We start from the raw sequence: 13452 nt of genomic DNA, 5'->3' as shown, positions 1-13452 counted from the left end.
TGAACATTAATCTTCAATCTTCGTGCCAGCTACTGCGCCATGCGAGTTCGGCTTGCGCGATCGCGCGTTCTCTCGTTAGTTTACGATACTGTTCATCCAGTTGTTGTAACTGTTGTTCAAGATGGCGTAATGCTCTCCGTTTCGTATTTAAATGGGGCGTTACAAATTCTAATTCCCCCGCTCGCAAGCGCACAATCGCCAGTTGAATCACTTCATTTTCATCAGTCTGAGAACTCCCCGATTGATGTTTTCGCTCCAGTTCTAAGGTTAAATGCAAGACTCCCGGAGAACGATTACTCATAACACCTGTCCCTTCTGAATGAAGTGCAGCATCAATCATTTCCTTGGGAAACTCTTGCGGTAATATTCCGGCTTTTTGCAAGATTTCATTCGCTTGACTAGAAACATTTTCTAAGAGTAGAGTGATCGCTTCTACTTGTAAATGACACCAGACTCTCACTTGTTCTGGACTATTATCTTCAGAATTGGACGCTTCTTGTTGTCCTGAATTCAATAACCGTTGCAGCGCTTCTGCATTAACCTCAGTTTCCGTTCTTGTTTCTGAATCTTCTGTTACCGATTCTTGTTCCGATAACATTTCCTCTAAAGCTTCTGCTTGCTCATCATTCCATTCAATTTGTTGTAGCACCGCTCCCCCTAATTTCAAATTTGCCTGTGCTTCTTGAGCGAGGTCACGAATTTGCTTTTGTAGGGCTTGCTGTTGGGATAAAGATAATTTCAAAAACCCTTCCGGATATTCTTGAGTACAAATTTGGTAAACTGAAAAAACGAGTTGGTTCTGCAGCGTTTCTCCTAACTGTTCAATATATTCTTCATAAGCTTTTTCAATTTTTTGCGCGATCGCGCTAACCTGATTCTCTAAAGCGTCTAGATCGGTTTCGATTTGTTGAATTGGTCTCACCATAGTTTACTGTGTTTTATATTTGATACATTGTTGGTTACTTCCAGTAATAACTAACTTAGAACGAATTAAAAATGATAAAAAAGGCAAAAGCCAGCGCTAATCACTTACTTTTGCCCTCTAATGTTTTGCAGCAATTCTGTTTTTAGAAAATTGCTTATTCTTCTGAAGACTGCTCTTCCGTATCAGATTCTTCTCCCAAAACAAAACGAGCAAAGCGTCTGACTTGAATGTTTTCTCCTAAGGTTGCAATGCCTTGTTTAATATACTCATCAACGGTAATACTTTGGTCTTTGACAAAGGGTTGATCTAACAAGGAGAGTTCTTTCAGGCGTTTTTCCACTCGTCCTTCAACAATTTTATCTTTAATATTGTCTGGTTTCCCTTGTAAATCTTCGCGCCCTCTCTCAATTGCTTTTTCTTTTTCAACTAGTTCTTTGGGGACATCATTAATAGAAACATATTCCACGTTGCCATACGCTGCAACCTGCATTGCAATATCACGAACGATGTTTTGGAATTCTTCACGACGGGCAACAAAATCAGTTTCACAGTTCACTTCAATCAAAACACCAATGCGTCCCCCGGTGTGGATGTAACTGTCAATAATGCCTTCACTGGCTGCTCGTCCTTGCTTTTTCTCTGCAGAAGTGATGCCCTTTTGACGCAACCATTCCATCGCTTTGGTTAAATCACCGTCACTTTCAGAAAGTGCTTTTTTACAATCCATCATTCCTGCGCCAGTTTTTTCGCGCAAGTCTTTAACCAGTTTTGCTGATATTTCCGCCATCTAACCTTTTTCCTTTTCTACAAGACAAGTCATTTGAGTAAACAGTGACCAATGCCTCAGCACTGAAGACTGAGGCTTGGCATCAGGAAAGTTTCTACTTTAATCTCCCGCAAAGAGGAGGCTGGGTTCTTGATTCTTTCCTGGTGAAACCACTAATCTCTTTGAGCAGTGTAACACCGTTATTCGATCAAAAAGAGAGGGGCTTTTCTTGACCAAGGAAGCAGAGATTATTCATTTTCACCCTCACCAACAGCAGCCATTTCGGAGTCAGCTTCGGGGGTCATTTCTTCTTCGTCGCTTTCTTCTTGGTAAGTATCAATGCCTTCGTCTAATTCATCATACTTGCCTTCCGTTTCCGTATCGATTTGACCGTGACGACCTTCATAGATCGCGTCAGCCAGTTTCCCGACAATTAATTTCACGGAGCGAATCGCATCGTCATTGGCTGGAATCGGAATATCGGCTAAAGCAGGGTCACAGTTGGTATCCAACATCGAGATAATAGGGATGCCGAGTTTTTGACATTCCATGATTGCATTATGTTCGCGACGCTGATCCACAATGACAACAATGTCGGGAAGGCGACGCATCATTTTAATGCCACCGAGATATTTTTGCAGTTTTTCCAGTTCTCGTCCTAAAACGGCTGCTTCCTTTTTGGGACGACGTGCCATTGCCCCACTTTCCTTGAGACGCTCTAACTCTTTGAGACGTTCCACACGAGTTTTAATGGTTTCCCAGTTGGTCAGCATTCCCCCTAACCAACGTTGATTGACATAGAAAGCGCCACAACGACTCGCTTCTTGGGCAATAATGCCTGCGGCTTGACGTTTGGTTCCCACAAATAAAACTTTCTGTCCTTTGGCAGAAGTGTCTTGCAGATAGCTATAAGCCTCTTCCATTAACTGTGCGGTTTGCACCAAGTCAATGATATGCACCCCATTCCGTGCTGTGTAGATGTAAGGGCGCATTGCAGGATGCCAACGACGGGTTTGGTGTCCAAAGTGAACACCGGATTCAAGTAGTTCTCGGAGGGTAATGACTGACATAAATTTGCTTCTCCTGTTCGGGTTTATCCTCCACCTAGGGGGAATTTCCAATTGGAAACACCCGAAGCCCTAGATGTGCGAATTCAATTTCATTTTTTAGCCCTACTAGGATAGCATTTTTTTTCAGTGAACAGCGACCTGTCAAGACTCAAGGAACTCCTGTGTAGAGCAGCAAATTACTGATTCAAGCCATACATAATCGAACCGATTAGCCCCACTTTGGGGTTGAGAATAACATGAATTGGAACAGAATCTAAAATCGAGCTCACTCTGCCTTTATCTTTAAAGATTTGGAGAAAACGATCGCTTTTCATCCAAGCTAAGTTTTTGGCAGCAATCCCGCCAGCGATATAAAGTCCCCCATAAGGGAGTAACTTTAAGGCTAAGTTTCCCGCTTCAGCGGCATAGGCTTCTATAAAGAGTTCCATCGTTTTCTGGCAAAGGCGATCCGTTGATGAAGCTTGAGCAATCGCAGCAGCGGGATCTTGGTCGGTTGGTTGCTGTTTCTCCCATTTGCGAATCGTTTCTACCACCGATGTCTTACTTTCTGGGTGAACGTCAAGATCTCTTAAGGCTTGATAAATGGAGATAATCCCTTGTCCAGAGACAATTCTTTCAACAGAAACCCGAGTGATCTGTTTTTGCTGGCGAATATAGTCTAGAATTTGGAATTCTAACTGGGAACGAGGGGCAAAGTCAGCATGTCCACCTTCTGTCCCAAAAATTTGATAATCGCCATCGCCTTGGGGAATTAAAAAGCCTTCTCCTAACCCCGTTCCCGCACCAATGATCGCAATTGGCGCATCGTTTTGCGGTTGCACAGATTGTAAGGGTTCGATTTCCTCCTCTTTGATTCCTAATACGCCATAACTGACCGCTGCAAAATCATTAATGAGACTGACGGCTTTCAAATTTAATTCCTTTTGGAGGCGGGTGGCGTCGAGATACCAACTGAGATTAGTGAGTTGGGAGGTTTGCTGCATCACGGGTCCCGCGATCGCGAAACAGGCTTTTTCAGGGGTCTCATCCGTTTGCCCAAGAAACTCTTGAACCATTGGCACTAAATCGGAGTAATTCTGAGAGGGATAGGTGACTTCTTGCAGCGTTTGGAAATCAACGGCTTGCTTGGTGACTTCCACCAGCCGCAAAATTGTTTTTGTTCCTCCGATATCACCAGCAATGAGTAAGGTCATAACTTGTGTTCCTAATGAAAGCGAATGGTTTTCTCGGGATTTGAGAGATGAGATGTATCGCCTGCGAGTTCTACCTCCCAATGTCCATTATTTTGCACTAATTGGGTCAAACAACAAAAAGAAGCACGAATATTGAGCGGTTTTCCTAGTAATCCTTCTGCTGTTCCTAAAACCGAAGCCCCATGACCCACAAATAAGAGCTCTCCAGTAAATTCACTTACTAATTTTTGTGCAGTTGCTGCGGTTCTTGCCATGACAGCTTCCTCCGTTTCTGGATATTGAGGAACCACCCGTGAATGATAATTTAAATCGATTCGAGGATAGTATTGAGCCAAGGTTTCTCCAGAGCGAATATCTGGATCATGATCCATCCAATTGGGATTTAACCATTCTCCCAATCCGGCTTCCAATTTCACGGGTAAATCTAAGATTGTTGCCACTTCATGGGCGGTTTGAACGGTACGAAGAAAAGGAGAGGAAAAAATATGACCAATGTTTTCTGATTGCAATCTTTGTCCTAGTTCTTGAGCTTGTGCAATGCCATCTTCAGCAAGATGAGGATCGTAGCGAAGCTCGGCAGTAAGAAACCAATCAGGATTCACAAAATCATAGCGATTGCCATGACGAGTAATCCAAATTTTTTGTGTCATGGGGAAAGCAATAATAAATCCAAGGCAACTTCTATCCTAACTGCTTTGTCGAGATTAGACTTTTCATTTTTCACTCTCTTAACTCGAAAAGTGACAGCCGAGAAGTGGATTAAATCTTTTCCTTTAAAGCCTTGGTTAACCGTTGCAAGGCTAAAGAACTATCTTGAGGATCTAAGTGAACATCCTCATAGGTTTTAGCGTCTTCTAAAGCAAGTTCTAAATCATGCTCTGTCCAGATATCAAATCCTTTACCACTATTAAGTAGCTGAAGAAATTGGCTATAGTTCCATAATCAATTTAAAGACCTTGATGAACTCATTGAGCGCGCCAACAAAACCATTTATGGCTTAGCAGCAGGGATCTAGACCACTGATCTCTCGAAAGCACATACCGTTGCTCATGGGATGGGTCGTGAACTCGGGGAATATGCCTTAGAAGAGTACACAGAAGCGAAAACAGTCAACATCAGACTGTAAAAGCGGTTTTCATTCCCTAACCCTCTACCCCCACTCCAGGAGTGGGGGATCATTAATCGCTTTGAACTAGACCGTTTGCGGTTGCTGCACTTGTGGCTGGAACTGGAAGAGAGAATAGACAACATTCCGGCGAATATCAATCATCATTTCCAGGAACATCTCGTAGCCCTCTTGCTTGTACTCAACCAAGGGGTCGCGCTGTCCATACCCGCGTAACCCCACCGATTCCCGCAGGGAGTCCATCGCTTGCAGGTGTTCTCGCCAGAGGGTATCAATCTGTTGCAGCATGAAGAAGCGTTCCGCTTGCCGCATTAAGCCCGGTTGCAGTTTCTCCACTTCTGCTTCTTTAATGTCATAAGCTTTGTGGATTTCTTCGTGGAGGAAGGCGCGCATTTCACCAAAGGTCATATCTTCCATGTGCGAGGGTTCGAGATCCTCTAAGAGATAGACAAACTCTTTCGTTTTGGCGACCATCGACTCTAAATCCCACTCTTCTGGCGGCAGATCCGGGTTGACATAAGCATTGACAATATCATCCATCGTCCGGCGCGCATATTCAAGAACCTGATCTTTGAGGTCTTTTCCTTCTAAGACTCGTCGCCGTTCCGCGTAAATTGCCCTGCGTTGATTGTTCATCACCTCGTCATATTCAAAGATTTGCTTCCGGGTATCGTAGTAGAACGTTTCTACTTTCCGTTGCGCATTTTCCAGAGAACGGGTGAGCATTCCTGATTCGATGGGCATATCTTCTTCCACCCGGAAAGCATTCATCATTCCCGAAACGCGATCGCCGCCGAAAATTCGGAGTAAATTATCTTCTAAGCTGAGGAAGAACCGAGTGGAACCGGGGTCGCCTTGTCGTCCGGCGCGTCCTCGCAGTTGGTTGTCAATGCGACGGGATTCATGGCGTTCGGTACCAATCACGTGCAAGCCACCAAGTTCCACCACTTCATCATGTTCCTTGCTGGTGTAGGCTTCGTATTCTTCGTAAATGTCGCGATAGACCGTTCTCAGATTTTGAATCACCGGATCATCGGTGGGCGCTTTTTCTGCCGCGATCGCGACTTTTTCTTCTGCGTCTAATTCGGGTAAACTCTGCAAGCCATACTCTTGAACCGCATAATCCACGGCTTCTTTCAGTTTCTTCTCCGTTTCTTTCGAGAGTTCCGTGGGGAAAATTTGCGGAGACGCCCGCCAGGTCTTCACTTTTTTCTTCTGATCTTTACCAAAGCCTTGTCCGCCACTGCGCTTTTTACCATTGGGAACACTCACTGCCAACTCATCATCCTCTTCCGGAATCACAACTTTCGGCATGAAATATTCCCGTAGCTTTAACCGCGCCATGTAATCGGGGTTCCCCCCTAAAATAATGTCGGTTCCGCGTCCTGCCATGTTCGTGGCAATAGTAATTGCCCCTTTGCGTCCCGCTTGCGCAATAATTTCCGATTCCCGTTCCACGTTTTCCGGGCGGGCATTAAGAACATTGAAGGGGAGGTCTCGTTCTTCTAATAACTTGGAGAGGAGTTCTGATTTTTCCACACTGGTGGTTCCCACCAATACGGGTCTTCCTTGTTCGTGCTTTTCTTGACACTCATCTGCCACCGATTTCCATTTCCCTCGTTCGTTTTTATAAACGGAATCTGCTAAATCTTTACGGGCAAGGGGTAAATTAGTGGGAATAATCGTCACTTGGAGATTATAAATTTTCTCAAATTCCGCCTCTTCCGTTTTCGCCGTTCCGGTCATCCCAGAGAGTTTGGGATATAGCAAGAAAAAGTTTTGATAGGTAATACTGGCCAGGGTTTGGGTTTCTTTTTGAATTTCCACCCCTTCTTTGGCTTCAATGGCTTGGTGTAGCCCATCACTCCAACGACGACCGGGCATTACCCGTCCCGTAAATTCATCAACAATAACCACTTCGCCATTACGGACAATATAATTAACATCTTTGATAAATAATTCTTTAGCCTTAATGGCATTGAAGATATAGTGTGCCCAGGGATCTTCAGGATCATAGAGATCGCTAACGCCTAAGAGTTCTTCTGCTCTGGCAAACCCCTCATCGGTTAAGAGAACGCTTTTTGCCTTTTCATCCACTTCATAATGCGCTTCTTTTCCCGCCTCAGCTTCTTCCAATGCCATTGCTTCTTCCGTTTTTAATTCCCCCTCGCGATCGCGCTTTAACTCCCTTGCAACCTGCGAAGCCCGAATATATTTCTCCGTCGGACGTTCCACTTGACCCGAGATAATCAGCGGCGTTCTCGCTTCATCAATTAATACCGAGTCCACCTCGTCAATGATGCAATAGTTAAACGGACGCTGCACCACCTCTTCGAGAGAGGTCGCCATATTATCGCGGAGATAGTCAAAGCCAAGTTCACTGTTGGTGGTATAGGTAATATCACAAGCATAATTATTTTGCCGTTCGCGAGGAGACATCCCCTGTTGAATTAACCCCACGCTCAAACCCAAGAAACGATGGACTTGTCCCATCCATTCTGAGTCCCGACGGGCCAGATAATCATTGACAGTGACCACATGAACCCCTTTGCCAGTGAGGGCGTTGAGATAACAGGGCAGGGTTGCCACGAGGGTTTTCCCTTCCCCTGTTTTCATCTCTGCAATTTCCCCACTGTGAAGCACAATACCCCCCAAAATTTGCACATCGTAGTGACGCAAACCCAGGACGCGGCGGGCAGCTTCCCGGACAACCGCAAAGGCTTCCGGTAAAATTTCTTCAATAATTTCGTCTTCTTCGTTTTCATTTTTGGCTTGCGCCAATTTCTCTTTAAATGCTTGGGTTTTTCCTCTTAACTCCTCATCGGAGAGGGCTTGAATATCTTCCTCATAGAGATTAACTTCTGTAACGATGGGTTGGAGTTTTTTGAGCTTCCGTTGGTTGGGATCGCCGAAGAGTTTTTTTAAGACCATAGTTAGGGGAGGACTGATTGAAGGACAGTTATTACCTGATGTTAATTTCTTTTATATCTGCTACTTATGTTATCATTAGCGTTTGCTCGTTGTTCAGGGAGGGTCGCTCGACACTGGGGTGGGCGATCGCGCCATTGGCATCAGGCGTTGTTCAGCTGATCCTGCTTTGGGGTACTCTAGGGAATAAAGAAAGATTGATCACAACCTCCACCCGATTATGCTTGAGAAAAGATTGTTTTCTCCGCTGACCCAAAGCTTGCTTACCCTGACTCTTTTGGGGCTCATGACGCTGTTCCAGCCCAGAGCGTTTGCGCAGTCGGGTAATGGCAGTGCGGAGAATACGATGACGGTCCGTTCTGATGTGCAAGAAGCCAATTCTGAAACTGGCGTGATTACAGCGCGAGGGAATGTTCAGATTAATTATCCCGCCCAACAGTTACAAGCAACATCAGCCCAAGCCCAATATTTTCGTAGTGAACGTCGTCTCGTTTTAACGGGAGATGTGTATGTGTTGCAAGGAGAAAATAGCATTCGTGCGGAAAAAGTGACTTATTTATTAGAAGAAGGACGATTTGTCGCAACGCCGAAAGGGGAACAACAAGTCACCTCCACCTATGTGGTTCCGCCACCTCAAAACAATGCCACTTCCTCTCCACAGTAGGTGCAACGTGAGTTTAGTCCTAAAAAATATTCATAAGTCCTATGGCAAATTGACCATCGTTAGCCGCGTTAGTGTCAGGGTCTCTCCAGGGGAAATTGTCGGCTTATTGGGGCCCAATGGAGCGGGAAAAACCACCACCTTCTATATTGCCACGGGGTTAGTGAAACCGGATCAAGGGAGTGTCTGGCTCGGAGAGCACAATATTACGGCGTTAGCCATTGATCAGCGATCGCGCCTTGGGATTGGGTATCTTCCCCAACAACCGAGTATCTTTCGCTATCTAACGGTTGCTGATAATTTACGCTTAGCTTTAGAAGAAAACAAGTTTTCGCTACGGCTGAGGAAGCAACGGTTGCAACAATTGTTAGAAGAATTTCGTTTAGAACCGATTGCCAATACTGAAGGAAGCCGAATTTCAGGAGGAGAAAGGCGACGCACCGAGTTAGCCCGTGCCTTAGCCGTGGGAGAGAAAGGACCGCAATTTCTTTTACTGGATGAACCGTTTGCCGGTGTTGACCCCATTGCCGTTTCCGAATTACAAACCTTAATTGATCAACTTCGCTCTCAAAATATGGGAATTTTGATTACAGATCATAATGTACGAGAAACGTTAGAAATTACGGATCGTGCCTATATCATGAGCGATGGCGGCATTCTTGCTTCTGGCAAAGCGCAAGAACTTTACAGTGATCCCTTAGTTCGCCAATATTATCTTGGGGACAATTTTGGTCGCTGATCCACTCTCAAAAATGCGATTCCCTCTTATGAAGATGAACCAGAAACTGGTGATTTGCCCTGAGGGTACTCATCAGGCACTGACCAATTTTCTAGCCAATCCCCTTCCACATCTGAAACATAGTGTTCCACTCGTTCCGCACCGTAAGTTCGTTTGTCACGACGGTATTTTCGGGCAGCTTTGAGTTTAGAGAGCGCACTGTCTAAGGCACTGGTTTCCTGCAAAATGGTTTGCTCAACACTCATTTGATTTCATCTCCACGCTTCTTAGATAGAATTGTAACAATTGCGAGAAAGAGAGTCACTGTACTGTAGAAGTAATTTAGCCATTTCATCAATTGAATTTTGAGGATTATAGCTCAGAAAAATCCCCCGCTCAATCTTCCAATAGAGAAGAGTCTGATGCCAAAATGTTTGTTTGTCTTCACTCCATGTAGCACTTTGGGTAGTAATCTGAATAGCAAGAGGGTGATTAAAAGAACCGCTGACTAATAAATCAGTTGCCATCGCCAAGTCCAGAATATAACAGGTAAAAGTATTTCCTCCCTGACTTTCGACCGCCGTGAGAAATCGCTTTAACACTTCAGCATCCGCTTGACCAAAATCTTCTGCCATCATTCTTTTTGTCCAAGTGGTCATTTTCGGATCTGATTCACTAAACCATCGTGGAAAAAGCGTTTCATACCAAAACCTTTCTGGGGATGACATAGCGGCTTCTTGCCAAAACAATTCTTTTTGTTCTGGAGGAATTGCTTTGAATGCTAGCCAAACTTGTGAATCCACAATTAGTTCAATGAGGAAGTCCATGACATAGCGTTTCGATTGAAGCAAACCCGCTTTTTTATCTTTAATCCAACGGGCAAACCAACGCAAACGTTCTGCCAAGAGAGGTTCTTTCTGGGTAGCTTGTTGAATCAGTTGCTCTAATTCACCCTTAATTGAACTAGCAGGGATACGCTCAAAACGGGAAGGCATGGCAAAAATCTAAAAACTTTTCTAAAGCTAAAAAATCTATTTCCGTGGTTAGCGCGATATCATATAGCGCTACGGATTCACGTTAGGACATAAAGTGATGGCTTTAAAGACTGATACTGTCACACGACCACCCAAACAAAATGTCCTAACCTCGTTGCGTACTGCTATACCTTTCGGTTCCCCTCTAACACGGTTTCGATAAAAAAAGCAGTAGAAGCGAGAACTCCTACTGTTTAGTAACTATGATTTTGCTAATCTAGAAACTAGTCATCATACACGCGACATTCTGCTGCTTCGGGATTTTCATCGCAGTATTGCTCTAAAGAGGTTTTCTTGGGTTTTTCTGAACGTTGGTGAGAGTACTCGGCTTGTAATTCTTCTACTGTATCCCAGGCAACTGCACAGTCTTGAGATTCAGTCCCTTCGCTGCCACAAACGTCACGTGCTTCTTGACGCTGTTTTTCAATTTGTTCTTCGATATTACTCATAATTTTTGACTCCTTTATGGAAGCTTTCTTAACTGGAAAGAAATTTAGCAGTAACCCTTATCTTCTCTTACCACCTTAACGTACATTATCTGATCAACATCTCTCTCGAAAGAATTTAATTTCATTTTTAGAATTGTGATGCGTTTTCCCGATCCAATTTTTTAAGTTATCGTTGGGTAGAAAGACGAAGGGTATATTCATGGCTTTGTCCTTGTTCATCCCCCACATAAACTTTATACTCTCCCGGCATCCAAATCCCAGACAGAGAAGGATTATTGCCAGAATCGGCTAACAGACAAAAGCGCCCATCCGGACCATCAATCAGTAAAGTCGGATTGCCGGTTCCACTTTCCACACTCAAGCGCAAATAGTTAATCTTTTCGGTTACCCGAATCATTTCCTGTGGGTTACTGGGAACAAAGCCACAATCATTACTGTTAACTCCCCCTCCCGATTGACCCTGAGTGGTCATCGGTCCAGAAAAGTTCCCACTGACTGTGATTGTCTCCGCAAGCAAGCGAGTTGCGGTTAAACCGAATAAAATAGTGGCAAGGGCAGTGATGAGAAAGAGGGTGTGGTTTTGGCGTTTCATCGCAAGCATGAATAAACCGCTGTGGGTAGTTCTATTTATATTATCCCGCAAGTTTCCCACTTCTTTCGCTGTTCTGTTCATCTTTATTAGCTGTCCATTATTACAAGAAGCAAGCCATATGAATCAACCAAATTCTCCAACTGACTGGGAAAAACGACTCCAAGAGTTAGAAGCCGAAGTGAATGCCAGTAGTCAACAACAGGACCAGACAACGCAACAAGATTCGGTGTCTCCCTCTTCTCCGGTGGGTTCAGAATCCGGTCAATTTTCCCGTCGGGTTCAAGGAATCGCATTACAAGTCCGTCGCTGGTTCGATCAACTGCCGATTTTGGGGAAAGTCATTGTTGGTGCAGTTGCAGTGGGAATTAGTCTTTCCCTCCTCAAGACAGTTTTTCAACTGATTACATCGGTGCTAACCTTAGCGATTATTGGTGCTTTAGGGTACGTGGCTTATCAAGTGTTTATTGGCTCTAAAAATAACACCGAATAGTTGTTACAGTTGATTGAAAAGGAGCGATCATGCAAGCGCGACCATTAGGACACTCAGATGTTAAAATTACCCCGATTTTGATGGGAACCTGGCAAGCCGGAAAAGCTATGTGGACGGGGATTGAGGACACAGAAACCATCAAAGCGATTCGAGCAGGATTTGAGGCTGGCATTACGACCATTGATACTGCTGAAATTTATGGAGAAGGTCATTCCGAACAAATTGTCGCCCAGGCAATTTCTGATGTCAGAGAAGAGGTGCAATTGGCAAGTAAAGTCTTCCCCACTCACTTACAATACGAGCAAGTGATCGCCGCTTGTGATCGTTCTCTGAAAAATTTACAGACGGATTACCTGGATTTATATCAAATCCATTGGCCCAGTGGTTCTTTTAATAGCGAAATTGTCCCAATTGAAGAAACAATGCAAGCACTCAATGCGTTGAAACGTGAGGGCAAAATCCGAGCGATTGGAGTTTCTAATTTTTCTCGGGAACAAGTAGCCCAAGCACAGCAGTACGGACCAATTGACAGTGTGCAACCCCCTTATTCTCTGTTTTGGCGACAAGCAGAAAAAGAATTGATTCCTTACTGTGTGGAACAAAAGATCACCGTTCTTGCTTATTCTTCTCTTGCCCAAGGGCTATTGACGGGAAAATTTGGACCCAACCATCAGTTTGAAGAAGGCGATCATCGCGCTAAAAATAAACTTTTTCAAGGGGAAAACTATGACCGCGCCCTGCAAGCCGTAGAACAATTACGTCCTATTGCTGAACGAAAGGAGTGTACCTTAGCCCAACTCGCACTCGCTTGGTTAATTGCCCAACCCAATACCTGCGCGATCGCGGGGGCGAGAAATGCCCAGCAAGTCTTGGGAAATGTTCAAGCCGCAGCGATTACGCTTTCCGATACAGAATTAACAGAGATTGATCAAATTGGGCGGCATGTTACCGATTACCTAGACGAAAATCCAGTGTTATGGACTTTCAATGTTTAGAAAAATGTGGCACAATATAAAGTGATCCCTTTCACATGTATTGGTAATAGCTGATGGGTTTAGCGCCTGACATTAATCTCCATCAATTTTCTCCCGTCATTTCTCTACTCTGCACTTTCGCAGGGGTGGGCGGAGGCGGGTTATTGATTGGCAATGACTTGGAAGCGATTGCGCTTTCTCAGTGGCGCTTTAATCCCGAAACTTACGAACTGCGATTTACCACAGATCGCGCGATCGCGCCTGATTCTTTCCTCCTCCAAAACCCAACTCGCATTGTCATCGATTTACCGGAAACGACCTGGAAAGCAAAACCTGTCCACCAACAGTATTCAGGATTAGTCAAAGAACTCCGGATTGCTCAATTTGAAACTGATGTTACGCGCATTGTCCTTCAATGACCCCCACCTACTTCGTGAGGTGGGGGATTGGGGAGAGATCACCTCCCCGTAGCTGCGAATAGAGCCATGAGCGGTTAGCGAGTAAACACTTCCAGATGTTTCTCTAG

The 13452-nt window shown here is 44.6% G+C and carries 15 protein-coding genes and 1 pseudogene; 6 read left to right on the top strand and 10 right to left on the bottom strand.

Annotated features, from left to right (window positions below; translation table 11 throughout):
* Nucleotides 1-13 precede the first annotated feature (13 nt).
* The 5 genes from GVY04_19215 to GVY04_19195 all read right to left on the bottom strand — a co-directional run bounded on the left by GVY04_19215 (nt 14) and on the right by GVY04_19195 (nt 4604).
* On the bottom strand, nt 14-925 hold the full coding sequence (locus tag GVY04_19215) for a hypothetical protein (GenBank protein NBD18185.1): 912 nt from the start codon (nt 923-925) through the stop codon (nt 14-16).
* Between the two features lie 154 nt (nt 926-1079).
* A complete protein-coding gene (gene tsf / locus GVY04_19210) occupies nt 1080-1712 on the bottom strand; it encodes a translation elongation factor Ts (GenBank protein NBD18184.1) in 633 nt (210 codons plus the stop codon).
* Between the two features lie 227 nt (nt 1713-1939).
* Nucleotides 1940-2761, bottom strand: coding sequence for a 30S ribosomal protein S2 (gene rpsB / locus GVY04_19205; protein NBD18183.1), 822 nt, complete (start codon nt 2759-2761; stop codon nt 1940-1942).
* A gap of 176 nt (nt 2762-2937) precedes the next feature.
* Nucleotides 2938-3954, bottom strand: a complete 1017-nt coding sequence (locus tag GVY04_19200) for a glucokinase (protein NBD18182.1) — start codon at nt 3952-3954, stop codon at nt 2938-2940.
* A gap of 11 nt (nt 3955-3965) precedes the next feature.
* Nucleotides 3966-4604, bottom strand: a complete 639-nt coding sequence (locus GVY04_19195; protein NBD18181.1) for a histidine phosphatase family protein — start codon at nt 4602-4604, stop codon at nt 3966-3968.
* A gap of 293 nt (nt 4605-4897) precedes the next feature.
* Between GVY04_19195 and GVY04_19190 the strand changes: the two are divergent.
* Nucleotides 4898-5080 (top strand): annotated as a pseudogene (locus tag GVY04_19190) (aldehyde dehydrogenase family protein).
* Between the two features lie 66 nt (nt 5081-5146).
* Here GVY04_19190 and secA read toward each other — a convergent pair.
* Nucleotides 5147-8011: a preprotein translocase subunit SecA gene (gene secA, locus GVY04_19185; protein ID NBD18180.1), complete on the bottom strand. Its 2865-nt coding sequence runs from the start codon at nt 8009-8011 to the stop codon at nt 5147-5149.
* A 217-nt stretch (nt 8012-8228) separates the two neighbouring features.
* Between secA and GVY04_19180 the strand changes: the two genes are divergently transcribed.
* Both GVY04_19180 and lptB read left to right on the top strand, forming a co-directional pair.
* On the top strand, nt 8229-8672 hold the full coding sequence (locus tag GVY04_19180; protein ID NBD18179.1) for an OstA family protein: 444 nt from the start codon (nt 8229-8231) through the stop codon (nt 8670-8672).
* 7 nt (nt 8673-8679) lie between these two features.
* Nucleotides 8680-9408 (top strand): LPS export ABC transporter ATP-binding protein, encoded by a 729-nt coding sequence (lptB, locus tag GVY04_19175; GenBank protein NBD18178.1) that lies wholly within the window; start codon nt 8680-8682, stop codon nt 9406-9408.
* A gap of 26 nt (nt 9409-9434) precedes the next feature.
* Here the strand turns inward: lptB and GVY04_19170 are convergent, their stop codons facing one another.
* The 4 genes from GVY04_19170 to GVY04_19155 all read right to left on the bottom strand — a co-directional run bounded on the left by GVY04_19170 (nt 9435) and on the right by GVY04_19155 (nt 11471).
* On the bottom strand, nt 9435-9653 hold the full coding sequence (locus GVY04_19170; GenBank protein NBD18177.1) for a hypothetical protein: 219 nt from the start codon (nt 9651-9653) through the stop codon (nt 9435-9437).
* Nucleotides 9654-9674: 21 nt separating this feature from the next.
* Nucleotides 9675-10382, bottom strand: a complete 708-nt coding sequence (locus GVY04_19165) for a hypothetical protein (protein NBD18176.1) — start codon at nt 10380-10382, stop codon at nt 9675-9677.
* A 263-nt stretch (nt 10383-10645) separates the two neighbouring features.
* Nucleotides 10646-10870: a hypothetical protein gene (locus GVY04_19160; protein NBD18175.1), complete on the bottom strand. Its 225-nt coding sequence runs from the start codon at nt 10868-10870 to the stop codon at nt 10646-10648.
* 166 nt (nt 10871-11036) lie between these two features.
* Entirely contained in the window at nt 11037-11471 is a 435-nt protein-coding gene (locus GVY04_19155) for a hypothetical protein (protein NBD18174.1), read from the bottom strand.
* A gap of 109 nt (nt 11472-11580) precedes the next feature.
* Between GVY04_19155 and GVY04_19150 the strand changes: the two genes are divergently transcribed.
* The 3 genes from GVY04_19150 to GVY04_19140 are packed head-to-tail and all read left to right on the top strand — an operon-like array spanning nt 11581 to nt 13345.
* Nucleotides 11581-11952, top strand: coding sequence for a hypothetical protein (locus GVY04_19150; protein ID NBD18173.1), 372 nt, complete (start codon nt 11581-11583; stop codon nt 11950-11952).
* A 29-nt stretch (nt 11953-11981) separates the two neighbouring features.
* Entirely contained in the window at nt 11982-12947 is a 966-nt protein-coding gene (locus tag GVY04_19145; GenBank protein ID NBD18172.1) for an aldo/keto reductase, read from the top strand.
* Between the two features lie 53 nt (nt 12948-13000).
* A complete protein-coding gene (locus GVY04_19140; GenBank protein ID NBD18171.1) occupies nt 13001-13345 on the top strand; it encodes an AMIN domain-containing protein in 345 nt (114 codons plus the stop codon).
* Nucleotides 13346-13452: the final 107 nt, after the last annotated feature.

This window comes from Cyanobacteria bacterium GSL.Bin1, assembly GCA_009909085.1.
Taxonomy (GTDB): domain Bacteria; phylum Cyanobacteriota; class Cyanobacteriia; order Cyanobacteriales; family Rubidibacteraceae; genus Halothece.
This window is presented reverse-complemented; position numbering and strand designations above follow the sequence as displayed.